27 protein-coding genes are annotated in these 20,857 nt (G+C 64.5%); 10 read left to right on the forward strand and 17 right to left on the reverse strand.

From position 1 onward, the window contains the following. Window positions 1-73: 73 nt before the first annotated feature. Window positions 74-340 (reverse strand): helix-turn-helix domain-containing protein, encoded by a 267-nt coding sequence (locus tag FHY05_RS20840; protein WP_221191345.1) that lies wholly within the window; start codon window positions 338-340, stop codon window positions 74-76. A gap of 18 nt (window positions 341-358) precedes the next feature. Here FHY05_RS20840 and FHY05_RS20845 point away from each other — a divergent pair, with 18 nt between their 5' ends. Then, a complete protein-coding gene (locus FHY05_RS20845; protein WP_260181751.1) occupies window positions 359-1,306 on the forward strand; it encodes an SDR family NAD(P)-dependent oxidoreductase in 948 nt (315 codons plus the stop codon). 67 nt (window positions 1,307-1,373) lie between these two features. On the opposite strand, the gene FHY05_RS20850 is transcribed toward FHY05_RS20845, so the two are convergent. The 4 genes from FHY05_RS20850 to FHY05_RS20865 all read right to left on the reverse strand — a co-directional run bounded on the left by FHY05_RS20850 (window position 1,374) and on the right by FHY05_RS20865 (window position 4,050). Further along, a complete protein-coding gene (locus tag FHY05_RS20850) occupies window positions 1,374-1,826 on the reverse strand; it encodes a hypothetical protein (RefSeq protein ID WP_183946355.1) in 453 nt (150 codons plus the stop codon). Between the two features lie 78 nt (window positions 1,827-1,904). Beyond that, window positions 1,905-2,351 (reverse strand): SDR family NAD(P)-dependent oxidoreductase, encoded by a 447-nt coding sequence (locus FHY05_RS20855; protein ID WP_183946356.1) that lies wholly within the window; start codon window positions 2,349-2,351, stop codon window positions 1,905-1,907. 45 nt (window positions 2,352-2,396) lie between these two features. Further along, window positions 2,397-3,149 (reverse strand): dienelactone hydrolase family protein, encoded by a 753-nt coding sequence (locus FHY05_RS20860; RefSeq protein ID WP_311732547.1) that lies wholly within the window; start codon window positions 3,147-3,149, stop codon window positions 2,397-2,399. Between the two features lie 88 nt (window positions 3,150-3,237). Beyond that, entirely contained in the window at window positions 3,238-4,050 is an 813-nt protein-coding gene (locus tag FHY05_RS20865; RefSeq protein ID WP_183946358.1) for an SDR family NAD(P)-dependent oxidoreductase, read from the reverse strand. Between FHY05_RS20865 and FHY05_RS20870 the strand changes: the two genes are divergently transcribed. Next, entirely contained in the window at window positions 4,043-4,657 is a 615-nt protein-coding gene (locus FHY05_RS20870) for a hypothetical protein (protein WP_183946359.1), read from the forward strand. The two genes, FHY05_RS20865 and FHY05_RS20870, sit on opposite strands and share 8 nt — an antisense overlap. Before the next feature lie 34 nt (window positions 4,658-4,691). Here the strand turns inward: FHY05_RS20870 and FHY05_RS20875 are convergent, their stop codons facing one another. After that, a complete protein-coding gene (locus tag FHY05_RS20875) occupies window positions 4,692-5,252 on the reverse strand; it encodes a carbonic anhydrase (RefSeq protein WP_183946360.1) in 561 nt (186 codons plus the stop codon). Window positions 5,253-5,388: 136 nt separating this feature from the next. On the opposite strand from FHY05_RS20875, the gene FHY05_RS20880 reads away from it, so the two are divergent. Next, window positions 5,389-6,192, forward strand: coding sequence for a helix-turn-helix domain-containing protein (locus FHY05_RS20880; protein WP_260181752.1), 804 nt, complete (start codon window positions 5,389-5,391; stop codon window positions 6,190-6,192). Window positions 6,193-6,579: 387 nt separating this feature from the next. Here the strand turns inward: FHY05_RS20880 and FHY05_RS20885 are convergent, their stop codons facing one another. Together FHY05_RS20885 and FHY05_RS20890 are read right to left on the reverse strand one after the other, a co-directional pair. Next, complete coding sequence (locus FHY05_RS20885; protein WP_183946362.1) at window positions 6,580-7,368, reverse strand: SDR family oxidoreductase; 789 nt, start codon at window positions 7,366-7,368, stop codon at window positions 6,580-6,582. After that, complete coding sequence (locus tag FHY05_RS20890) at window positions 7,365-7,694, reverse strand: nuclear transport factor 2 family protein (RefSeq protein WP_183946363.1); 330 nt, start codon at window positions 7,692-7,694, stop codon at window positions 7,365-7,367. Before FHY05_RS20890 ends, FHY05_RS20885 begins: the two co-directional genes overlap by 4 nt. Window positions 7,695-7,790: 96 nt before the next feature. Here FHY05_RS20890 and FHY05_RS20895 point away from each other — a divergent pair, with 96 nt between their 5' ends. Together FHY05_RS20895 and FHY05_RS20900 are read left to right on the forward strand one after the other, a co-directional pair. Then, window positions 7,791-8,699, forward strand: a complete 909-nt coding sequence (locus tag FHY05_RS20895; protein WP_183946364.1) for a LysR family transcriptional regulator — start codon at window positions 7,791-7,793, stop codon at window positions 8,697-8,699. Between the two features lie 307 nt (window positions 8,700-9,006). Further along, complete coding sequence (locus FHY05_RS20900; protein WP_183946365.1) at window positions 9,007-9,216, forward strand: DUF4287 domain-containing protein; 210 nt, start codon at window positions 9,007-9,009, stop codon at window positions 9,214-9,216. A gap of 121 nt (window positions 9,217-9,337) precedes the next feature. Here the strand turns inward: FHY05_RS20900 and FHY05_RS22930 are convergent, their stop codons facing one another. After that, a complete protein-coding gene (locus FHY05_RS22930; RefSeq protein ID WP_409321851.1) occupies window positions 9,338-9,658 on the reverse strand; it encodes a DUF6894 family protein in 321 nt (106 codons plus the stop codon). A gap of 295 nt (window positions 9,659-9,953) precedes the next feature. On the opposite strand from FHY05_RS22930, the gene FHY05_RS20905 reads away from it, so the two are divergent. Beyond that, entirely contained in the window at window positions 9,954-10,745 is a 792-nt protein-coding gene (locus FHY05_RS20905; RefSeq protein WP_183946366.1) for a Crp/Fnr family transcriptional regulator, read from the forward strand. A gap of 18 nt (window positions 10,746-10,763) precedes the next feature. Beyond that, on the forward strand, window positions 10,764-10,937 hold the full coding sequence (locus FHY05_RS20910; RefSeq protein ID WP_183946367.1) for a DUF6894 family protein: 174 nt from the start codon (window positions 10,764-10,766) through the stop codon (window positions 10,935-10,937). Window positions 10,938-11,448: 511 nt separating this feature from the next. On the opposite strand, the gene FHY05_RS20915 is transcribed toward FHY05_RS20910, so the two are convergent. Continuing rightward, on the reverse strand, window positions 11,449-12,192 hold the full coding sequence (locus tag FHY05_RS20915) for a dienelactone hydrolase family protein (RefSeq protein ID WP_183946368.1): 744 nt from the start codon (window positions 12,190-12,192) through the stop codon (window positions 11,449-11,451). 108 nt (window positions 12,193-12,300) lie between these two features. Between FHY05_RS20915 and FHY05_RS20920 the strand changes: the two genes are divergently transcribed. After that, entirely contained in the window at window positions 12,301-12,777 is a 477-nt protein-coding gene (locus FHY05_RS20920; protein WP_183946369.1) for a MarR family winged helix-turn-helix transcriptional regulator, read from the forward strand. Between the two features lie 42 nt (window positions 12,778-12,819). Here the strand turns inward: FHY05_RS20920 and FHY05_RS20925 are convergent, their stop codons facing one another. The 3 genes from FHY05_RS20925 to FHY05_RS20935 form a co-directional block, all read right to left on the reverse strand. Next, window positions 12,820-13,221, reverse strand: coding sequence for a hypothetical protein (locus tag FHY05_RS20925; protein WP_311732548.1), 402 nt, complete (start codon window positions 13,219-13,221; stop codon window positions 12,820-12,822). Between the two features lie 154 nt (window positions 13,222-13,375). After that, window positions 13,376-13,837, reverse strand: coding sequence for a PDZ domain-containing protein (locus FHY05_RS22935; protein WP_183946399.1), 462 nt, complete (start codon window positions 13,835-13,837; stop codon window positions 13,376-13,378). A 26-nt stretch (window positions 13,838-13,863) separates the two neighbouring features. After that, window positions 13,864-14,775: an AraC family transcriptional regulator gene (locus FHY05_RS20935; RefSeq protein ID WP_183946371.1), complete on the reverse strand. Its 912-nt coding sequence runs from the start codon at window positions 14,773-14,775 to the stop codon at window positions 13,864-13,866. 116 nt (window positions 14,776-14,891) lie between these two features. Between FHY05_RS20935 and FHY05_RS20940 the strand changes: the two genes are divergently transcribed. Next, on the forward strand, window positions 14,892-16,010 hold the full coding sequence (locus tag FHY05_RS20940) for a zinc-binding alcohol dehydrogenase family protein (RefSeq protein WP_183946372.1): 1,119 nt from the start codon (window positions 14,892-14,894) through the stop codon (window positions 16,008-16,010). Further along, on the forward strand, window positions 16,007-16,702 hold the full coding sequence (locus tag FHY05_RS20945) for a DUF2306 domain-containing protein (RefSeq protein WP_221191346.1): 696 nt from the start codon (window positions 16,007-16,009) through the stop codon (window positions 16,700-16,702). The genes FHY05_RS20940 and FHY05_RS20945 overlap by 4 nt, the downstream gene beginning before the upstream one ends. On the opposite strand, the gene FHY05_RS20950 is transcribed toward FHY05_RS20945, so the two are convergent. The 4 genes from FHY05_RS20950 to FHY05_RS20965 all read right to left on the reverse strand — a co-directional run bounded on the left by FHY05_RS20950 (window position 16,655) and on the right by FHY05_RS20965 (window position 20,770). After that, the gene (locus FHY05_RS20950) at window positions 16,655-17,572 is read right to left on the reverse strand and encodes a LysR family transcriptional regulator (RefSeq protein ID WP_183946373.1); all 918 of its coding nucleotides are present in this window, start codon (window positions 17,570-17,572) and stop codon (window positions 16,655-16,657) included. The genes FHY05_RS20945 and FHY05_RS20950 overlap by 48 nt on opposite strands. Window positions 17,573-17,670: 98 nt before the next feature. Further along, entirely contained in the window at window positions 17,671-18,666 is a 996-nt protein-coding gene (locus FHY05_RS20955) for an MBL fold metallo-hydrolase (protein WP_183946374.1), read from the reverse strand. Between the two features lie 119 nt (window positions 18,667-18,785). Continuing rightward, complete coding sequence (locus FHY05_RS20960) at window positions 18,786-19,820, reverse strand: alpha/beta hydrolase (RefSeq protein ID WP_183946375.1); 1,035 nt, start codon at window positions 19,818-19,820, stop codon at window positions 18,786-18,788. Between the two features lie 56 nt (window positions 19,821-19,876). Beyond that, window positions 19,877-20,770, reverse strand: a complete 894-nt coding sequence (locus tag FHY05_RS20965) for an SDR family oxidoreductase (protein ID WP_183946376.1) — start codon at window positions 20,768-20,770, stop codon at window positions 19,877-19,879. Between the last annotated feature and the right edge of the window lie 87 nt (window positions 20,771-20,857).

Genomic DNA, 20,857 nt, shown 5'->3' on the forward strand with positions numbered 1-20,857 from the left:
CACCGCTACAGCGTGGTTCGGCTAAAGCTATGACGCGAGGGCCGGCCTGCCGACCTGTCAAGGCTCGCCCCGATTACGGATGGCCTTCGGAGAACCTCCGTGCTTCGACGAGCAACGGCATCAACTTACGGCCTTCGGGCGACAACCGGTACTCTACCTTAGGTGGCTTCTCGCCGAAGTCGATCCGCTCAACAAGGCTGTCGGCCTCCAACTCCCGTAATTGCTGGGTCAGCATCTTCTGTGACAGGCCCGGGATATCGCGCAGAAACTGAGATGACCGCCGTGCCGGGTCAGCGAAAAGCCGGAACAGAATGGCAAGCTTCCAGCGACCCTGAACCATCCGGATGACGCGTACGACATGTCCGGCAGCACCGTCGGGACCCAGGCAGACTGCTCGCTCATCGAGGAAAACAGGAACTTTATTGTGCGTACTTGTCTCGTCCACCGTTTTGTCCAACGTTCGCCGCTCGATTGTGAATGTGGGCTCGCCGCGATGGATCTGCAACTCGTCAACAAGACAGCGCTGGTAACTGGCAGCAGCAAAGGCATTGGCCAAGCGATAGCCTCGGCGTTGGCGCGCGAGGGCGCCATCGTGGTCGTTCACGGCCGTGACTGCGCCGAGACTAACGCTGCCGTCGACGCAATTCGGGCAGGGGGAGGGCGGGTCTTCCCTGTGCTGGGCGACCTCACGGACGACAACGCCGTTGAGCGGCTGGTGCGCGAAGCAGAAGAGCATGCCGGTGCCATCGACATCCTGGTCAACAACGCTGGCGGCTCGGGTCCGAAGACGGACTGGCAGACCGCAAGCGCGGCGGATTGGATCCCGACGTTCGACCGGAATGTCCTCGCCGCGGTTCGAATGAGCGGGCGCTTGCTTCCAGCGATGCGGGCAGCGGGCTGGGGGCGTGTCATCAATATCTCGAGCGGCGCGGCTACGATGCCTCCTGCCACAGGCGCGGACTATTCCGCTGCTAAGGCGGCGATCAACGCGCTGACGGCGTCGATGGCCAAGGCGGTTGCCGCCGACGGCGTGACCGTCAATGCGGTGTCGCCAGGAACGATCAGGAGCGCTAAGCTTGAGAACGGGTTTCGCGCCGCGGCTGCAGCCCGTGGTGTCGTATCCAAAGATGCGCCTTGGGAAGACGTCCAGCGCGGAGTGTTGCCGCTGTTTGCGTCCGTGCCGCTCGGACGCGTCGGCGAGCTCGAGGAGCTAGCGGACGTAGTAGCGTTTTTGGCCAGCCCGAGAGCTGGTTACATCACTGGTACGAACCTGCACGTCGATGGCGGCTTTTCTGCCCTGCCATAGCCGTCGCTGACCATCGCAATACGAGCTTGCCACGGTGCCGGTTGGCTCCGTTCCGCGAACAAGCGATCTAGGATCGAACGTAGACCAGCATATGGCCGTGGCCTGGGCCGTCGCGTCCCCGCGTCAGGTCCACCCAGGCCGAACCGTCATCGACGAGCACCATACGGCCTCCTCCCATCACCTGCCCATCCTTCGCGACCTGATAGGTCCACTCAGCGGCGCTTACACCGGTCACAGCCAAAGTAAGGCCGGATGGCGCGCCAGGATAGACGATCGGCATCGGACGCCCGTCCAGACGACCATTCAGCACCTCGCGCCGCGAAGGGATTTCCCAACGAAGGCTCCCATCTTCTTCTACCTTGAACCGGTAGGCGGCTGCGGCCGAACCAATTGTGCCTGGACTGCTTCGCTCGGGGGAAAAACGCCATGTGCCATTCCACAAACTGGGCGTTGGCGACACTCCCATGAGCAGGAAACCCATTCCGATCCAGCGTATTCGAAACATCGCTTGTTCTTTCAAAGGTGATCTAAACTCAGCTCATCAGCTTTGGAACATTTGGCTGGGATGGCAAAAGCTACCATCCTTCGACGGTGCGCGTCACCGCGGCCACGGGATCGTCAATCCACCGTCGACGAGGATCGACTGGCCAGTAATGATCCGCGCCTTCCCCGTGCACAGCCAGACCGCAACGCCGGCGATGTCCTGGAGCATGCCGACCCGGCCAAGCGCCGCGGGCGGCGAGCGGCGGATAATCGAGTCTCCGTGAGCGCGCAGTATGGACGTGTCGATTACGCCCGGCTTGACGTTGTTGACGCGGACCCTGTGACGTCCTGCCTCCAGCGCGATCGCGCGTATCATCGAGTCCAAGCCGGCTTTGATGGCGGAGTATGCGGATGTGCCGACGGTTGCTGCGGTCGACAGAAAGGAGAAGGTATTCACGATCGCACCCGGTCGACCTGCCGGGATCATCACGCACGAGGCGGCGCGCGCCACCAGACATAGGCCCTTGAGGTTGACGGCGATCATCTCGTCGAATGCCACCATGGATGCACCCTCATGAGTTTACCCCGCGCTTCTCTTCGCTCACCGTCACGACTCAGCCGGCTCGGCCCGCATTGTTCTGAAAAGATTGAGCATCTTGCCCCAACCGCGCTCGGCCTGTTCGCGATCGTAGACGGGAAAGTCCGGCAACATCCATCCATGGGCGGCGGGATAGGTCTCCGATACGTAACGTACACCAGCGGTGGTAAATGCCTCCTCGAGCCGTGCGCCCATGTCAGGCGGGTAGCTGGAGTCGTTTTCCGCAGCGGCAATGTAAATCTCGGCCTTCAGCATCGGGGCGAGCCGGTGGGGACTGGTGACATCGTCGGTCGCAAGGCGGCCGCCATGGAAACTCGCCACCCTTACGATACGGTTGGGCCAGGTCCCTGCGGCAGCTATCGCCATGCCGCCGCCCATGCAGAACCCGACAACACCTACCTGCCCGATCACAACGTCGGGCCGAGTCTCGAGATAGTTCAGCAGCAAGCCGGTGTCTTCGGCCGCTTTGGCATTGTCCGTCGTTGCCATCAGCGGCCCGAGCACCGCGCGAAAGTCACCGGCGAGAACCTCTTTGGGCACGAACGGTCCATACGCACCGTATCGGTAGAACAGGTCCGGAAGTAGCGTCACATAGCCCGCGTCCGCGATCCGCTGAGCGAGCTCCATCATGGCGGGCCTAATACCACCGGCATCCATGTAGACGATCACCGCCGACCGACGTCCGGCCTCGCCGCCAGGCGTAAACACGAAGCAAGGAAGCTTGTCGGCCCCGGTTGCAATTTCAACTCGCTCAAACAACACGGTAGCACTCCTTGTCCTATCCTCGGCCGGCTCTGGCGAACATCTACGCTTGCTCCGAACCGCCCTAGAATGGGGAAGGGCGGGGCGATCAGGCAAGGTAACGCACCACGCCGCCATCGACCCGCAAGGCGGCGCCCGTGGTGGCAGATGCCTGTTCGGAGCAGGCATACACAATCAGATTGGCGACCTCGTCGGTCGTCGCAAAACGCTGGATGAGACTCGTCGGGCGAAGCCCCTGAAGAAAGCCCTGCTCCGCCTGCTCAAGCGTGATCTCGTTCTCCTCGGCCTGCTTGGCCATGAACGTGCCGAGGATCTCGGAGCGGGTCGGTCCGGGCAGCACGGCGTTGACCGTGACGCCGGTACCCGCAACCGCTTCGGCCAAGCCACGCGAGACCGCCAGCTGCGCAGTCTTGGTCATCCCGTAATCGAGCATTTCCTTGGGAATGTTGACGGCGGACTCGCTGCTGACGAAAACAACGCGTCCCCAGCCCCTCGCGACCATCCGCGGGAGGTGATGCCGCGACAGCCGCACGCCGCTCATCACGTTGAGCTCGAATAACTTCAGCCAGTCCTCGTCGGGTATGGCTAGGATGTCATCGAGGCCGCGGTAGTCTCGGATGAACGCAGTTCCAACATTGTTTACGAGGATGTCGGCGTCGGATGCCTCTGCGAGAAGCGTGCTCGCTCCTTTCGCGGTCGAGAGATCGGCGGCGACGCCAGCTATCTCAACGTCCGGAATGGCTGCGCGTATCTCGTTTACCGCCTGCCCGACGCGCTCGGAGCCGCGTCCATTGACGATCACCGACGCGCCGGCGCGGGCAAGCCCTTCGGCGGTTGCGCGGCCGATCCCAGCGGTCGAACCGGTGACGATGGCCTTGCGGCCTTTGAGGTCGATGATCATGCTTGTCTCCGAAGCGTCGCGGCGCCGAAAACGACCGTCTAAAGAAGGTATCGGGAACGAGCAGGTGTTATCTGCGCACAAGGCAGGTGCGTCGATGCACCGGTTGGTCTTGTGCGTGTCTAGATTATTCGTGCTGTTCGGGGGGTGCATCATGTCCTGGTTGTCGCTGCTTTCAATTTTAAACCTGTTTTTCACGGGCACGTTGGCGGGTGTCGAGGTTGCCTCGCACTATGGCTTCGTGACCCATCCAACATTTCTTGGCGAAGCAGATCAAATCAGACTCCGTCAGGCTCTCATTCGTCGTCTGCGCGTCCTCGTACCGGCAATGTTTGGACCGGCTTTTCTCACCACCGTCGCCATCACCATGTTATCGGCAACCGGCCTCAAGCTGGACCTCCGCGGCGCCGCACTCACGGCTGACGCCTGTTGGATCTATGCTCGAATAATCGCAACGGTGCGGATCAACAGCGACACGATAAACTGGGACCCAGACGCGCCTCCTCCACGCTGGCCTGGCTTGGTTGCCAAAGCCGAGCGGTTTCATATCGCCGGTCTCTGGGCGGTGACGACTGCCTTTCTGTGCCTGTTGATCGCCGAGGCGCTATGAGCTGCACGCATAGAGCCGGTCGTCCGTCGTACACTTAGCAGGCCCGGAGCGGAGCAGCTGGCACGATCACGCGCACAGTGCCGGTCGCGACATCGTAGACTTGCCCTGAAATCAGCCACTGTGCCGGCAAAGCCGGTACAGCACGCAAAGTCGCCACATCCGCTGCGACCGCCAAGTCCGGGTCCGCGACAGCCTTTTCTGCCAGGTTCAAAGTGTCGATCTCGAAGTAGCCGGCCAACAAATCGTGATCGTCGGCAAGGCGGGTGATGCCGCAATCGGTATGGTGCAGGACAACGATGTGGAATTCTCCGTCACCGCCCGGGGTCGCTTGTGACACGTCGCCGATTCGGCCGAGCAGGCTCAGTTGCTGCAGCAGGCCCGGCGTGACGCGACCGCCAATGTTGCGCATCACCACTGCCTCTCCCGGTTGAAGCTGGAGCAGCTGAGCGGGATCGACCCGCATGTCGGCGCAGCCGACGATCAAGGCTTTGACGTGCGGAAGCTGCTCCGGCAACGAAGGCATGAGCGTATTGGCGGCCGCCTGCTCGTGGGCGAATGCTTCGTTTCGGGCCAAGAGCGTGTCGATGTAGCTCATCACCGTCTCCTCGTCTGTCGTGGACTCACGCTGGAAGAATGGGCTGAGGAGGTAACATGCTCAATTACGCGTGGGGTAATGGCGCGCGGACATACATCGACGCTATGCGATCAGGGGATTGCTGAGCGGACCTATGATGAACGAGCTAGTTTGCGAACTCGGGGTGCTGCTCCGCGGCTGGCGGAGCCAGCGGGGCAAAAGCCAGCTTGAGACCGCGCTCGCTGCCGATGTGTCGCAGAGGCACCTCAGCTTTATCGAGAGCGGGCGTAGCGTACCGGGGCGCGAGAAGCTGCTCGCGATCGCTGAAGCGCTCGACGTTCCGCTCCGCGATCGCAATGCCCTGCTGCTTGCGGCTGGCTATGCCCCTCTTTACCCGGAGCAGGCCTGGGACGCGCCGCAGATGCGCGCCATCACCGCCGCAGCCGAACGAATGCTGAAGCAGCAGGAGCCATATCCGGCGGTCCTCCTGGATCGGCACTGGAACGTCTTGGCTGCGAACGGCGCCGCACCTCGCTTTTCCGGTCGCTTCGTGGATCTCGCGAAATGGTCGCAACCGCGCAATCTCCTGCGATTGACCTTCGATCCGGCCGGCTTGCGGCCCTTCATCCACGATTGGGATCAGGTGGCTCGCTCGTTGCTTGATCGCGTGCGCAGGGAGGCGATAGGTCGCGTGCTGGACAAAACTCTCCAAGGCTTGGTCGACACGCTGCTTGCATATCCAGGCGTTCCCGACGCAGTAGAATACAGGTCGGATAGCACCGACATGCCGATGATCCCGATCGGCTTCGTCAAAGACGGCACGATCCTGCGATACTTTTCGATGGTCACGTCTGTTGGCGCGCCGACGGCGATTGCCGCCCAGGAGCTGCGAATTGAGTGCCTGTTCCCCGCCGATGAGGAGACCGAACGCGGGCACCTTAGGACGCCTTCGGCGCCATGAATGGCCAGTACTGCCGTGCGCTGCGCTTGGAATCGCCTGTACCGCCGGCACTGACCACGCAGACGGAGGCGCGCGAGATCCAACCCCGCTTGTGCGCCCGCTCGAACACGATGCCGCCGGCGCCTGGGCAGTGGTGGAGCGAGTGCGTCTTTAACATCGAACGAGCAAAGCGCGCTCGATAGTATCGCCCTTCTGGCGAGTAGAGTTCGCTAGTTACCCAAATCAGGCCAGCTGGAAGGCTGCGCAGGACGTTCAAGAGGCTTAATCGCCGAGATGAACGGGCGGCCGGAGTTGGGAAGCAGGCACGGCGCCGGGAACGGCCGCTTCTGGGTCAAGGCGATCGCGTAGGCAGTCGCTCGCCCCACAGGGCGAGCAACAACCAGACCGTCACACGGTGCGGATGGTCCCGCCATCGATGACAAACTCCGCGCCGTGGATCGCGGCCGCGCGTTCGGCGGCAAGATAGGCGATCAGGTCCGCGACCTCCTCAGGCTCGGCTCCGCGCCCGATCGGAATACCGCCAAGGACATCAAGAACAGACTGGCGGGCGTCTTCGATCGTGCCGCCGTTGGCTGCCTGAAGCATGGCGAGGAAGTCGCCCGTGGCGTCCGTCATAATCCAGCCAGGCGACACAGCATTGACCCGCACACCCTTTGGCCCAACCTCCTTGGAGATCGACTTGCTGTAAGTCCGAAGCGCAGCCTTCGCGGCCGCGTAACCGGTCGTGGACTCGGGCAGCGGAAGCACAGACTGGATCGAGGTGACGTGCACCACAACGCCGTTGCCCCGTTCGAGCATCTGCGGGATCAGCAAACGATCGAGCCGGACCGTCGCCAGCAGGTTCAAGTTCAACTCAGCGAGCCAGTGTTCGTCCGTCAACGCAGCAAAGCCACCAGCCGGCGAGGCGGAGCCGCCGACGACGTGAGCGAGGATGTCGATGCCGCCCAGCCGCTCGAGCGCTTCCCTGGCAAGTGCCTTGCCGCCATCGGGCGTGGTCAGATCCGCCTGCACGTATTCGACGCCGCCGATTGTGTCCTTGATTGCCCTCGCCGCCGTGATGACCCGTGCGCCGCCGGCTAGGAAGCGCTCGACGGTCGCGCGGCCGAGACCCTTAGTACCCCCGCTGACAAGTACGCGCTTGCCAGCGAATTCGCTGGGATCGATCGTGACGCTCATACCGTGATCTCCAGCGTCTCGATGGCGCCGTTCGTCAGTCGAAAGCGGTAGGTGAAGCGGAGCGGGCTGCCCGGGAAGTCACCGTGGGCAGGACCTTCGACTACGACAGCCCCGCCTTCTTGCCGAACGCTATCCGGCATGAAGATCGCGTTTACCGGGACCACTTCTTCTTCGAGAAGCTGCCGAATGGCCGGCCGCCCTTCGAACCGCTTGCCGTTATCGATGACCACGGCGTCGGGCTGGAAGGGCTTCAACATGCCGTCGACATCGAGACGGGCGTTCGCCTCGACATAGTCGGCGATAGGGCTGGGTAGGTCCATGGACATGGTCATCTCCTTGCTGGTGATGGCCTCAATCTAGCGATGGACATTCCACTCGATAACCGAGACAAATCGCCACAGCGTGTCACGGAAAGCGGGATAATGAGTCGCCATTCGCTGATCGAACTGGAGGCGGTACTCGCTATCGTCCGGTGCGGCTCGTTCCGCGCGGCAGCGCTGGACCTAGGCCTTTCGACGACCGCGATCAGCAACGCGGTGGGCAAGCTCGAACGGGCGCTGGCGGTGCGGCTCTTCAATCGCACCACGCGCAGCGTCTCACTCACGCACGCCGGGCGGATTTTCGTCGCGCAGATCAAGCCAGCGCTCGAGGACATACAGAAGGCGATGAACACTGCACGCTCGCAGCAGGAGGTTCCATCGGGCACGCTACGCATCAATGCCTTCGCAACGGCGGCGCGCGAGATCATGGCACCCCTCGTCCTGGGCTACCTACGGCGCTATCCGCAGGTGCATGTCGACCTCGTAACCGAGGGGCGGCTGGTCGACGTCGTCGCAGCGGGCTTCGATCTGGGGGTGCGCAGCGCTGACTTCGTTCCGAGCGACGCGATCGCCATCCCGCTCGGTCAAGTTCGCCGAATGGCCGTCGCGGCGTCACCCGCCTTCTTCGAGAGTCGGACGATTCCCCAGTTGCCGCAGGAGCTGCTGAGCTATCCATGCCTGCGCATCCGGTTGCCGAACGGCGCCTTGTTCCAGTGGCGTTTCGAGAAGGACGGCGAGGAGCTGCAGATCGACGTCGAGGGACCGATCACGCTCGACGAGGCGTCGCTATCGCGGATGGCAGCGACGAATGGCGTGGGAATCGGCTATTTCATGGAAGCGGACGTTCGCGACGACATCGCGGAAGGCCGGCTCGTGCGCATCCTTGAAGACTGGACGCCGCCGCTCGCTCCGCTGTGCCTCTACTACCCCAACCGGCGCAACTCCTCGGCAGCCTTTCAAGCCTTCATCGCACTTGCCCGCGACTTTGGCGCTGGATGCCTTCAATCCTAAGCGTGACTGCTGCGGGTGTTGCGATGGCCTTCGTACTACCGCCGCTGACGCTCAAGATGCGCGCCCAGCGGCCGCATTTCAGCTAGCGATTATGAGGCCCGAAGAACAGGCCTGTGGCGAATGCCTGCCGTCGTCAGCTGACATGAACAAATGTCCGGTGTTGGTAAAGGCCGGAGTCCAGCGCCAACGTCCGAGACTGGGTCGCCGAGGCGCCGTGACGCAATCAGCCTCAGGACTATCTAACTTGCGGTTGCTCGTGAACAGCTTGAGGATGGCGGAGCCTCATACGAGTCGAAGGGTGACGTCGATGGCAAGTGAACCGGTGAAGGGACCCGCGTCCTACTTTCCGTCGATCGAAAAGAAGTACGGCAAGCCGATCGCCGAATGGCAGCAGATCGTCCGAGACCGTCTTCCCGCCAAGCACATGGAGTTGGTGGCCATGCTGAAGGATGAGCACGGTATGGGACACGGGCATGCCAATGCGGTCGTGGTACACACCCTGTCTGAGAAGGGCTAGCCTGCTCACCGGACACCTGCGCGGAACGCCCGAAAGGGTTGAGCGGAGAGGTGAACGACCGGCCGGAGTTGGGAAGGGGGGAGGAGCGGCTGAGTGACCGATTGTGGGTCGTCCCTACTTGCTACGGAAGCGGACGTCGGCTCGGCGTTGTAGGCACCGCCCACAATGTTAGGTCCGCTCGTTCAGGCGGCACAACGCTCGTGCTCATGATGGCAGCTGCCTCTTCCACCTTGATATGCACCGCGTAGAGGATGCAGCCATCCGAGTCGGTTATGTCAACGCGCCAGCACTCATTCCTCCAAATCTGCTCAGCATGGCTCTTGAGCAGATCAGCGAGCGCGATCGCTGTCTCTATACGCGCTTCAACGACACAGCATGCGCTTAGCGGATGCCTCTCCCAAACATGCGTGTCGCTGCGAAGCTCCATGTTGAACCGAGCCATCGTTGCGGTCCCTCTCGACGGCGAGATGGTAGGATGTAGGGCGTTATTTTCAAAGGCTTAGAACGTTTTCGGCTGGTGTATTGTATTTCTTTGCACCTGCGACCGATCGCCCGGTCTGCTGCGACTGCTGACTTCCAAGCTGAGGCAGCGTTTGCCCGCTGAAGTTAGATCGGCATGTCTCACGGTTCGCTGCTCCGCTTCTGCGAGCCGCTGATCTGCGTTATCGTCACCGCTCAAACCGGGAGCGGAGCGTTGGTGGCTGAGAGACGCTCAACTCCCTAGCAGGAGCTTGTCAATGCCTTCTCTCGTCCAATCAGCGCTCGCCCGCTTCGTCAAGCGCCTCGAGCTCGGCGTCGAACTCAGTGACGCGGAGCGCCAAGCGATCCTGCAGCTTCCTGGGCTCGAAGCGCATTCCCGCCAGGGTCGTGAGCTTGCCCGCCCCGGTGATACCGTCGATCATGCAATTCTCTGTGCCGAAGGCATCATTGGCCGGTTCGACATCATGCGTTCTGGCGCGCGGCAGATCACGGCATTGTACGTCCCCGGCGATATGTCTGACCTACACTCCGTCGTCGCGCCCTCGATCACCTGGGGCCTGACGCCACTCGGTCCTTCGACGATCGTTCGCATACCGCATACGGATCTAAAGAGGTTGGCGACAAGCTACCCGAACCTGGCGCTGGCTTTTTGGCGCGAGACAACGGTCGATGCATCCATCCTCGCGAAGTGGATCGCCAACATGGGGCGGAAGGAAGCACGGGCCCGCATCGCCCACCTTCTGTGCGAGCTTGGCGTGCGCATGCAGCGGGCCGAAGTGGGAGAGCGCTTAAATTACGAGCTCCCGCTGACTCAGGAGCAGATCGGCGATGCGACCGGCCTAACCGCGGTTCACGTCAACCGCACCATGAATGCTCTGCGGCGCGACGGCATCGTGGACGTCCGCAATCGTCGGGTTCTGATCACTCGCTGGGACGAGCTCGTAGCGATTGCAGAGTTCGATGCGAGATATCTGCTAGCAGGCACCACTAAGCCGGCATTGCCGTCCCTTGCAACGAAGGCGATCATCCGAGTAGAGGCAAGTCACTGATTTCGATGAGGATTTGGTATGCCGAGCTTCCTGTTCCACATCCAGAACGGGTCCGAGCGGCCCGAAACCGAAGCGGTGGAGCTCCCCAGCGTGAAAGCGGCTAAGGAGGAGGCGGTTACGCTCGCCGGCACCATGCTCAAGGACATCGATGGCGCGTTCTGGGAGGACGGCGTCCTTTGCATCGATCGATGAGGCTAGACGCGCCAAGGACACGTGATAGCCTCTTCGGACCATGCTAATGCGGCTCTCCTGCCAATCAGGCCAGCCGAACAGCCGCACAGAGCGCTTAAGGCGACTTGAGCGGCGAGATGAATAGGCGTCCGAATTTGGAAGGGCGCCTCGTGGCCCTGAGTGGCCGTCTCTGGGTCTGCCCGGCAGGGCAGCTGGCGGTCGGCTCACGACCAAGACGTTTCACTGGCTGGGACAAATGTGCGAGGAGAGCTGTAATTTCAGGCTGCCTCGCCGTCAGAATCGAGATCAATCGCTGCCCAAGTCGGCAAACGATCAAGGTCATCGAGTTCGGCGCGCAGCAGCCCGTCGTAGACTTCGGGAAACAGCCGTGCAGCCGCGTCCCAAATAGGCTGGCCTGCGGCGATCTGCTGCGCTCCGGCGCGGGCTTCAGCAACAATAGCGCAGCGTTAGCTGAATCGCCCCATCTCCCCAGAGTGAGTGGGCCACCACTTTGGTAGTATCTGGACGTAAATCACGAGTTCTGGCGTAGCTTTCGATAGAAGAACGATATCATCTCGTGCCAGCCGTGTTCGGCGGCCGCCTCGTCGAAGACCGGGAAGTCCGGCTTCATCCACCCGTGCTTCGCGGGATACAGCTCGGACGTGTAACGCACGCGTGAGCCTTGCAAAGCCGCTTCGAACCGCTCTGCCATAGCCGGTGGGTAGCTCCCGTCATCCCGCGCGACCGCGATGTAGAGTTCAGCGTCCAGCTTTGGCGCGTAACCGTGCGGGCTGTCCGGGGCGTCGGTTGCCAGATTGCCGCCATGGAAACTCGCGACCGCTGCGAACCGGTCAGGCCAGGTGCCAGCCGCTGCGATCGCCATCCCGCCGCCCATGCAGAAGCCGACCGCACCCAGCTTGTCGCCCTGAACGTCCGGTCGGCCATCGAGATAGCGCAGGAATGCCTCCGTATCTTCCGCCGCCTTCGCGTTGCTCGTCGTCGCCATCAACGGACCAAGGACGGCCCGGACGTCGCCCTTGAACACCTCGGTCGGATCGAGTGGACCATAGGACCCGTATCGGTAGAACAGGTCGGGCAGCATCACGACGAAGCCCGCCGCAGAAAGACGCTCGGCCATGTGGAGCACCGCGGGCCGGATCCCGCCGGCATCCATGTAGAAGATGACCGCGGGCACGCTCCGACCGTCGCCGGGGGTGAAGAGGTGGACGGGGCACTCGCCATCATGGGTGGGAATGGTGGCCTGCTCGTACGACATCGAACCGCTCCTATGGTCATCGGCTTAGCTGCCGGGCAGCGCTCATAGACAATTGGCGACGGGTTACATATGCACGTATGTACCCGTCAACGTGAAATGGAGTCCGGGATGGAGGTCGACGTTCTCGCAACGCCGGGACACCTCGTCAGTCTTGCGGCTAGAGGGTTCGCGCGACTGAGCGAAGCGCGGCTCAAGCCGTTTGGCTTCGGGGTCGGGCAGATACCAGTGCTCATCGCGCTGCGGGATGGCCAAGCGACCACGCAACGCGACCTAGCGCGCCTAGCGAGGGTCGAACAGCCACCCATGGCGCAGATGCTCGCGCGTATGGAGCGCGATGGATTGATCGAGCGAACACCTGATCCCAATGACGGGCGCAGCCATCGAGTCGAACTGACCGAGGCGGCAAGGGTGCGGCTACCGGAAGCCTGTGCCGTGTTGCTGGCAGGCAATAGGGACGCGCTCAGCGGCTTCTCCGATGAGGAGAGCAACGCACTCGTCAGCTTGCTCATCCGCCTCCTCGCCAACCTCGATCGAATTGCCGTAGGGACGGTCGCGTCCGAGCCGGCGGGCATGACACCCGCATGATGCCGGCGCGACTACCCGGGCGGGTCTGGCTTAGACAATTTCCTACTTGTCGGCATCGCCCGGTCGCACATAGATCACGACATGAGCGAAATCAGGCCGGCCAGCTGGCTGCGTGATGTCGACCCAGGCCTTGCCTTGCTCCACGAGGGTCATTCGCCCTTCGCCTAGCGCTTTTCCGGCTTTTGCGACGGCGTAGCGGAGCGTGTACGGACCTTGCGGGGTCAGGGCCAGGGTTTGACCCTCGGCACCAGGACGACGGATCATCATCGGCTGTCCGTCGACCCGCCCTTCGACGACCTCATTGAGGCTGGGGATCTCCCAGCGTATGTGCCCGTCCGGCGCGAGCCTGAAGCGGTAATCCTCAGCGGCGCCCTCCATCACTTCCTTGGTGTTGCGGGTCCGGCTCAGCACCCAATCGCCGTTCCAAGGGCTCTCACGCAGCACCGGGGCAGGGGGAAGCTGTGCCGACGCGGCCGTCGCTGCGAGCAAGCCGAGAAGGCACATTGTTCTTGTAAGAGACGAAGTCACAGATCTTCTCCGTATGTGCGATCGCAACGCTTGTCAGTGATCGTCTGAACGACATTCAGGGATAGTGTCGTCACGGTGCTTCGCGTCTACTGCCCAGCCTAGCTCCGAGATACGCAGACTGACCATCGCGCTCCACAAGGAGCAGCACTGTCGTTCGGCCTGCTTTCGTTGCGGCCGCCACTGCCGTCGCTACGGCAGCGATCGACGAAACGGGGTGCTGGTCGATCGTGCGGATGACGTCACCGCGGCGGACGCCCTTTTCCGCAAAATCCGACGTCGGCGTGACCGCGGCAACTACGACGCCACCCGCCCCGAATGGAGTCCCGAGGCGCGATGAGAGTGCCGGGGTGAGCGGCTCAAGCCGTGCACCGAGTGACCCGGCTAGCTCGGTGCCGCCGCGGGCGGGCGCGTCTGGAGCGTTGTCCTCGGCGTCGTCCTGGCCCTTGGCGCCGAGACGCGTCTCGGCAGGGCGTTCGGCGAGCGTAGCCGTGACCTGCGTCCGCGCACCATCGCGGACCGGCTCGATCGGGATCCGGGTGAGCTGCGAACTCTGGAGGCCTACGCTGCGGCATCACGTGCAAACTGTCGAGGCGAGGCGCCGATCACCCGTTTGAACGCGGCGCCGAAGGCACTCTCGGACTCGTAGCCGACCATGGGCGCGACCGTGGCGATCGGGAGCCCGCGCCGCGAGAGCCGGTCCGCCGCCACCATCATCCGCCATCGCGTGAGATATTCCAGCGCCGGCTCGCCGACCGTCTCCTTGAACCGGACCGCAAAGCTGGACCGGGACATGCCGGCGACTGCCGCAAGCTCGTGGAGCGACCACTTGCGCGCGGGATCGGCGTGCATCGCCTCGATCACGGCCCGCATCTGGCGATCACCCAGCGCGAACAGCCAGCCGGTGCTGTGGCCCGCCTGCTCCGCAAGATGGGCGCGAAGCGCTTCGATCAGCAGCGACTGTGCAAGGTGCTCGGCGATCAGCGTACTGCCCGGGCGCGGTTCGCGCATCTCGCTCACCAGCCGCTCGATCGACCAGCGCAGCGCCGATTTCTCCGCTTCGGTCCGAATGTGCACGACGGCTGGCAGAACGCCGAGCAACAGGTCGGCCCCGCGGCTTTCGAAGTCGAAGTAGCCGCCCACACCCGAACACTCGCCGCCTCCGTTCATCATCGCTGTCGCGCCGAGCGGCACGGCCATGAAGAAGTCGTAGGCCGGGGTGATCGCGGCATCCGGCGCACTGTACATGCGGAACGCCCGGCCGGACGGTAGCAGGACCACGTCGCCCGCCGTAAGGCTGACAGGCTCGTTCACGCCTTCCAGTGCCAGGCAGCAGGCACCGGTGTGGATCGCGTAGCACTTCAGGCTCTCGTCGGCAGGAAACGACAGCGCCCAGTCGCCGGCCGCGTCGAGCCCGCGAAAGCCGAAGCCGTTCGGTTTCAGCAGCGAGAGGACGTCGGAGAGCGGGTCCATTGAGCGATCCTGGACGGTGGCGACGAAGACCCGGACGCTACCGCATGGCGGGTCCAGCACCAAGCGCCTAGCTCGTCCTCGCGGGTTTCTTCCCGCTGGCGCAAGGGAACTGCAGCATGACCGAGAACACCGCCTTGTGGCTGCCTGCAAAGCGCGCGGCGTTCGTCACCGGCGACGCTCCCTATCCGATGCCGGAGCCCGGGCAGATCGTGGTTCGCGCGCGAGCCGTGGCGGTGAACCCCATGGACCGGCTGACCCAGACGATGGGTGACATCATCACGCCCTACCTGCACTACCCGACCGTTATGGGCTCGGACGTCGCCGGCGAGGTCGTCGCGGTCGGCCGCAACGTCACCCGTTTTCAGGTCGGCGATCGTGTGCTTGGCCATGCCACCGGCTCCGACAAGGCGCGCAACAGCGCAGCCGAGGGTGCCTTCCAGACCTACGTCGTCATTCTCGCGCACATGGCCGCGCCGATCCCTGGCGATCTGTCGTTCGAGGCGGCATCGGTACTGCCGCTCGCGCTGTCCACGGCCGCCTGTGGGCTGTTCCAACAGGACCTGCTGGCGCTCACGCATCCGGTCTCGAAGCCGGCCGCGACCGGGGAGACGCTGCTCGTCTGGGGCGGCTCGACCAGCGTCGGAAGCAACGCGATCCAGCTGGCGGTAGCGGCCGGCTACGACGTCGTGACGACGGCATCACCGCGGAACGCCGACTATCTGAAGCGCCTCGGTGCATCGCAGGTCTTCGACTATCGGAAGCCGACGGTCGTGGCCGACATCATCGCCGCGCTGCGGGGCCGCAAGCTGGCGGGCGCGATCGCGATCGGCGTCGGGTCGGGCGGAGCTTGCGTCGACGTGGTCGCGGCCTGCGAGGGGCGGCGCTTCGTGGCGCTCGCCACGCCGCCCACGTCGTTCGATGCGGTGCCGGCGGGCAAGGGGAGGTGGCGCGCGCTCGTGCCTGCCATGGCGCGCATGCTGGCCGGCAACGCCGCGCTGATGATCAAGGCCCGTCGCAGGCGCGTCGGCACGAAGTTCATCTGGGGCAGCGCGCTGCTCGGCAATGAGGTCGGCCCGATGATCTACGAGAAGTTCCTGCCCACGGCTCTCGCCGAGCAGCGCTACGTCGCCGCGCCGCCGGCGGTGATCGCCGGCCATGGCCTCGATGCGATCCCGGCGGCGCTCGAACGCCAACGCCGCGGCGTCTCGGCGAGCAAACTGGTGGTCACGCTGTGACCGCGGCCCTGCTGACCAGTCCCGCACGGCAGAACCGCCAGGCGCTGTCGCGGATTGGATGGTCGCTCGCGACCTTCCTAAGCGCCGGCGTCGCGCTGGTCTCCTACCGCTACCTGGCGCATGTGGGTCCGGTCGCGCCCACGATCGCAACGAACCGCTTTGGGCCCTGGATCGTGGTCCACGTCGCCGGTGCGGCCACGGCCCTGCTGCTGGCAACACCTCAGTTCTCCGGCGTCCTGCGGCAGCGCAGCCCGACCACGCACCGGATGATCGGCCGCATCTACATGGTCGGTTGCCTGGTGGGCGGCGCGGGCGGTCTGGTGCTCGCCGCAGGTTCGTCGGCGGGCCTGTTCGCTCAGGCCGGCTTCGCCGCTGTGGGGTCGCTGTGGATCTACACGACCCTTCAAGGCTGGGCGACGGTGAGGTCGCGCCGCTTTGCCGAGCATCGGCGCTGGATGTTCCGCTCCTTCGTCCTCACGTTCGCGGCCGTCACGCTGCGCATCTACCTGCCCATCCTGATCGCGCTCGGCTTCGACTTCCAGGGTGCCTACCGCATCATCGCCTGGCTCTGCTGGGTGCCCAACCTGCTTCTCGTGGAAGTTTACCTTCGCCACAGCTCCGCAACAGCCGCGGGCGACCGGCGCCTAGCGTCGTCCGACCGTGCTGGCAGCCGCAAAGAGCTCGGCGCGTAGCCATAGGTGCGCCGGGTCCTCATGCGTACGGGGGTGCCAATAGGCGGTGATCTCGACGGGCGGCAGGGTGATCGGGGGATCGAACAGATCCAGCGCGTCGGCGAAGCGGGTCAGAAAGCGACGCGGCAGCGTGCACAGCAGGTTGCTGGTCGCGATGATGGTCGGCGCGACCGCATAGTTTTCGATCGACACGGCGACATGGCGCTTCCGATCACGGGCCGCGAGCTGCATGTCGACCACGCCGGAGAAGGGGTCGCCTTGGGACGACACGAGGAGGTGGGAGGCGTCACAGAAGGCTTCGATGTCCATCGGACCGGTGCCGCGAGGGTGGAGGCGCCGCTGGGCGGTCACGAACCGATCCTCGAACAATGTTCGGCTCAGCCAGGCACCCTCACCGTAATTGCGCTCGCCGATGAAAAGGTCGATCTCGCCGTTCTCCAGCAGCTCGGCCATTCGTTCCTTCTGGGGAAAGGCCAGGACGAGCCGGACGCCCGGCGCTGCCCGCTGCAGCCGCGGCACGAGATCCGGGCTGAGCATCACCGACGGGTTCTCGTGACAGGCGATCTTGAAGGTGGCGGGGCTCGTCGCCGCATCGAACGCGGTCGGCTGAAGCATCGAGGACATCTGCTCGAGGACGGCCGAGACCTGGGGCGCCAAGGCCAAGGCGCGCGGCGTGGGCAGTACGCCGCGACCGGAGGGCGACGGAACGAACAGGCGATCTCCGAACAGCTCTCGAAGTCGGGTCAGCCGCGCCGACAGCGCAGGCTGGCTGAGGCCAAGCCGCTCGGCCGCCCGGGTCACGTTGCGCTCGATCAGCAGGGCATCGAGCGCCGCGATGAGGTCACCATCAAGTCTCGGGGTTGCACTCAACGTGTCGGCTTCCTGATCGGTCGGCGATCGGAACAGGCCACATCAAAAGCCTGCCGCCGATCGCCGAATAGATGCTCGTTGCGAGCAGTCGGTTCCTGCTACTGCCCAGCGCGGTCGGTGTAGGTGACCGGCACCCAATCGTAACCGCCGCCCTGCCGCGTCCGGACGTGACCGAGACCGGGGAACGGAAGATGCGGCACGGCGATGAGGTCACGCGACTGCGCCAGGGCAGCGAACGTCTGGGCGCGAACTCGGACAGCGCCGTCCTCGTCAAGATCGTAGGTGATGGTGACGGTCGGGTCGGGGAACTGCACCGCGGCGACGTGCACGATGTCGCCGACGAAGATGAGCCGCTCGCCCCGGCTCTCCAGCGTGTAGAAGGCGCTGCCGGGCGTGTGGCCCGTGTGGATCTCCCCAGTCACGCCGGGCAGGATCTCCTGCTTGCCGGTGAAGGTCTTTACCTTGCCCGCGTCGAGGTACGGCTTGAGCGTCGCCTGCGCGATCTCGAAATAGCTCTTGTCGTAGCCGGTGCGGGCCTGATTGGCATTGTCGAAGAAGAAGTCGACGTCCGCCTTGCCGACGTGAACCGTCGCGTTGAGGAAGACGCGCTTCCCGTCCTTCACCAGCCCGCCCGAGTGGTCGTCATGCGCGTGGGTGATCAGCACGTCCGAGACCTGGTCGGGCTGAACGCCGACGCGGGCGAGGGCGTCGAGCAGCTTACCGCCGTTGCCCGGGCCAAAGAACTGTCCAGAGCCCGTGTCGACCAGCACCAGCCGGCCGGGCAGGCGCAGGAGGAAGGCGTTCAGCGAGGCCTCCACCGGGTTGGTCTGGAGGTTGAGGGCGATGAGCTCGTCCGTGTGAGCGTTCGTTGTGCGGTGGAGGAGCTGATGCAGGTCCTGCGGCACCGATCCGTCGGAGAGCGCGGTGACGCGGACGTCGCCAACCTGGATGTCGTAGGTGTTGGGCAGCTGAGCCGTGACGTGCGATGGAGTTGGCGCCGGAGCGGCCGCGGCCGCGATCGGGCTGGCAAACGAGAGCGACGCAGCGATCACGGAGAGTGCCGCGGTCAGATGGATCTTACGGGAAAGGTGCATTGAAATAGTCTCCTTGGCTGGCGCCTAGGTGACCACCGCGTGGTCATCCGTGTAGCACATGACTTTGGATCGGACCGATCGATGGCGTGGATAGATCGGTCCTGCGCCTTCCTCATCGCTCAGGTCGGCGATGACGCAGGCCAGGCCTGTCGCGTCAGGAACCGCCGCACGGCCGCGTCGACCTCATGGTTCTCCGGCGCATCGCCGAAGCCGAACGCAAAGGCCGCGTGCGGCATCGCCTCCCAGACGTGAAGCTCGGCTTCGACCCGGGCATCGAGCAGCTTGCGGTGCAGCCTCACCGTGTTTGACAGGAACATGTCCCGGGTGCCCGACTGCAGGAAGGTCGGCGGGAAGCCGGGGCGAAAGTCAGCATACAATGGCGACACGAGCGGGTGGTCCACGTCCGCGCCTGCCGCGTACAGGAGGTTGCAGCTGGCAAGGCTTGCCTTCAGGGTCACGTCCAGCAGCGCATTGGTCCGGAAGGTGTCCCCCGCTTCGGTGAGGTCGACCTCCGGGCTGCGCAGCACGATCGCGCGGGGTAGCGGAAGCGCCCGATCGCGGATCATCAGCGTCGCCGCCGCGGCAACGTTGCCGCCCGCAGAGACCCCGCCGATGATGATGTCATAGGGACCGCGGTCGCGCAGCAGCGTCTGGTACACCGCGACAAAGTCTTCCGGCGCTTGGGGGAAGGGATGGTCGGGCGGCATCCGATAATCGACCGAGATCGTCGTCAGCCCGAGCCGGTCCGCATTGGTCGCCGCTTCCGCCCTGGCATACGCTCCCGCACCGAAGACCAGCGCGCCGCCGTGAGCGAACAGGTAGACCCGGTCCGCCACCTCTTCGGGCAGGTCGGGCGGGGTGGCGATGTGGCACGTCACGCCGCCAATCTCCACCGTCTCGACCCGACTTCGCGCGCCGGCGATGACCCGTTCCGCGGCGGGTGTCGCTTGCGCGTTCACGCTCGCCACCAGCGCGCGCCAACCGGCGAGGTCGGCTGCATCGGGGCGGCCCGTGGCATCGGCCATGCCGGGGTTGGCGGCCGCCTGGGAAAGGGCGTTCTGGGCAGCGACGCTGATCGTCGCTGGGGGAGCGATGCTGCGGGCGGGCAGATTGACCGGGTTCAAGGTGCCCGGCGCACCGGCATCCTGGGTCATCATGGGTTCCTTGTCAGGCATGGGCGGCCCTGAAAGGCCGCCCATGCACCGGAAAATCAGGCGCGGTAGGCGCCCGAGCGGATGTCGGTAAGCAGGTCGACCTCCGAAGCCTCCCACCCGAGCGAGGCGCGCGTGGCCGCGCCCGAGGTCGGGTTATCGATCTGGGCGAAGCGCGCCAGCCAGTCGAAGTGAGCGACAGCCTCAGCCTCGTCAATCCCGCGGACGGGGACGCCGAGCAGCTCTCCGATCGCTTCCGCGATGCTGCGCATCGGCACGCCCTCTTCTGCGACGGCGTGAACGCGTTGGCCCGGCTCACCCTTTTCCAGCGCCAGCCGGAACAGGCGCACGGCGTCCAGCCGGTGAACCGTCGGCCAGCGGTTGTCCCCCTCGCCGACATAGGCCGAGACGCCCGTCCGCCGCGCGACGTCGATCAGCGCAGGAACGAAGCCGCGGTCACCCTCTCCGTGGACGGACGGAGGCAGGCGCATGATGGTGCCGCGGACGCGGCGCTGCGCCGCCGCCACGATGATCTCCTCGGAGGGAGCGCGAACGCCGGCCGGGCTGTCGTGCGCGGCGAGGTCCGTCTCCTGGCCGACCTTGCCGGGGGGCAGGATCATCGTGCCGGACGTGATGACGAACGGCTTGCCCGTACCCTCCAGTGCGTTCGCAATGGTCTCCACCGCGCGGCGGTCGTTCTCGCCGGCTTCGAGGTACTTCGAAAAGTCGTGGCCGAACGCCGTGTGGATCACGCCGTCCGCGGCCTTAGCGCCGGCCGTCAGGCTGTCGAGGTCGGTCAGCTCACCGAGGTGAGCGTGTGCGCCGGCAGCGCGGACGGTCGCGGCGGAGTCCTCGTTGCGCGCGAGCCCGAGGACTTCGTAGCCCGCGCCAAGCAACTCGCGAAGGATCGCCGATCCGATGAAGCCGGTGGCACCGGTTAAAAAAACACGCATAATTTGGCTCCTGCAGTCTGTGGAGAACCGCAGTTAGGAGCCGGCGAAAAGCGAAAGGAGCCGTGACTTTATACCGGTAGCGCCACT

Origin of the sequence: Sphingomonas sp. BK580 (assembly GCF_014194975.1) — a bacterium.
Lineage (GTDB): Bacteria > Pseudomonadota > Alphaproteobacteria > Sphingomonadales > Sphingomonadaceae > Sphingomonas.

Bases quoted from the DNA above. Each gene is read 5' to 3' on its own strand.
- FHY05_RS20840 (WP_221191345.1), bottom strand. From the start codon at position 340: ATGGTTCAGGGTCGCTGGAAGCTTGCCATTCTGTTCCGGCTTTTCGCT.
- FHY05_RS20845 (WP_260181751.1), top strand. From the start codon at position 359: ATGTCCGGCAGCACCGTCGGGACCCAGGCAGACTGCTCGCTCATCGAG.
- FHY05_RS20855 (WP_183946356.1), bottom strand. From the start codon at position 2,351: ATGGTGGCATTCGACGAGATGATCGCCGTCAACCTCAAGGGCCTATGT.
- FHY05_RS20870 (WP_183946359.1), top strand. From the start codon at position 4,043: ATGATCATGCTTGTCTCCGAAGCGTCGCGGCGCCGAAAACGACCGTCT.
- FHY05_RS20865 (WP_183946358.1), bottom strand. From the start codon at position 4,050: ATGATCATCGACCTCAAAGGCCGCAAGGCCATCGTCACCGGTTCGACC.
- FHY05_RS20875 (WP_183946360.1), bottom strand. From the start codon at position 5,252: ATGAGCTACATCGACACGCTCTTGGCCCGAAACGAAGCATTCGCCCAC.
- FHY05_RS20880 (WP_260181752.1), top strand. From the start codon at position 5,389: ATGAACGAGCTAGTTTGCGAACTCGGGGTGCTGCTCCGCGGCTGGCGG.
- FHY05_RS20885 (WP_183946362.1), bottom strand. From the start codon at position 7,368: ATGAGCGTCACGATCGATCCCAGCGAATTCGCTGGCAAGCGCGTACTT.
- FHY05_RS20890 (WP_183946363.1), bottom strand. From the start codon at position 7,694: ATGTCCATGGACCTACCCAGCCCTATCGCCGACTATGTCGAGGCGAAC.
- FHY05_RS20895 (WP_183946364.1), top strand. From the start codon at position 7,791: ATGAGTCGCCATTCGCTGATCGAACTGGAGGCGGTACTCGCTATCGTC.
- FHY05_RS20900 (WP_183946365.1), top strand. From the start codon at position 9,007: ATGGCAAGTGAACCGGTGAAGGGACCCGCGTCCTACTTTCCGTCGATC.
- FHY05_RS22930 (WP_409321851.1), bottom strand. From the start codon at position 9,658: ATGGCTCGGTTCAACATGGAGCTTCGCAGCGACACGCATGTTTGGGAG.
- FHY05_RS20905 (WP_183946366.1), top strand. From the start codon at position 9,954: ATGCCTTCTCTCGTCCAATCAGCGCTCGCCCGCTTCGTCAAGCGCCTC.
- FHY05_RS20910 (WP_183946367.1), top strand. From the start codon at position 10,764: ATGCCGAGCTTCCTGTTCCACATCCAGAACGGGTCCGAGCGGCCCGAA.
- FHY05_RS20915 (WP_183946368.1), bottom strand. From the start codon at position 12,192: ATGTCGTACGAGCAGGCCACCATTCCCACCCATGATGGCGAGTGCCCC.
- FHY05_RS20920 (WP_183946369.1), top strand. From the start codon at position 12,301: ATGGAGGTCGACGTTCTCGCAACGCCGGGACACCTCGTCAGTCTTGCG.
- FHY05_RS20935 (WP_183946371.1), bottom strand. From the start codon at position 14,775: ATGGACCCGCTCTCCGACGTCCTCTCGCTGCTGAAACCGAACGGCTTC.
- FHY05_RS20940 (WP_183946372.1), top strand. From the start codon at position 14,892: ATGACCGAGAACACCGCCTTGTGGCTGCCTGCAAAGCGCGCGGCGTTC.
- FHY05_RS20955 (WP_183946374.1), bottom strand. From the start codon at position 18,666: ATGCACCTTTCCCGTAAGATCCATCTGACCGCGGCACTCTCCGTGATC.
- FHY05_RS20960 (WP_183946375.1), bottom strand. From the start codon at position 19,820: ATGACCCAGGATGCCGGTGCGCCGGGCACCTTGAACCCGGTCAATCTG.
- FHY05_RS20965 (WP_183946376.1), bottom strand. From the start codon at position 20,770: ATGCGTGTTTTTTTAACCGGTGCCACCGGCTTCATCGGATCGGCGATC.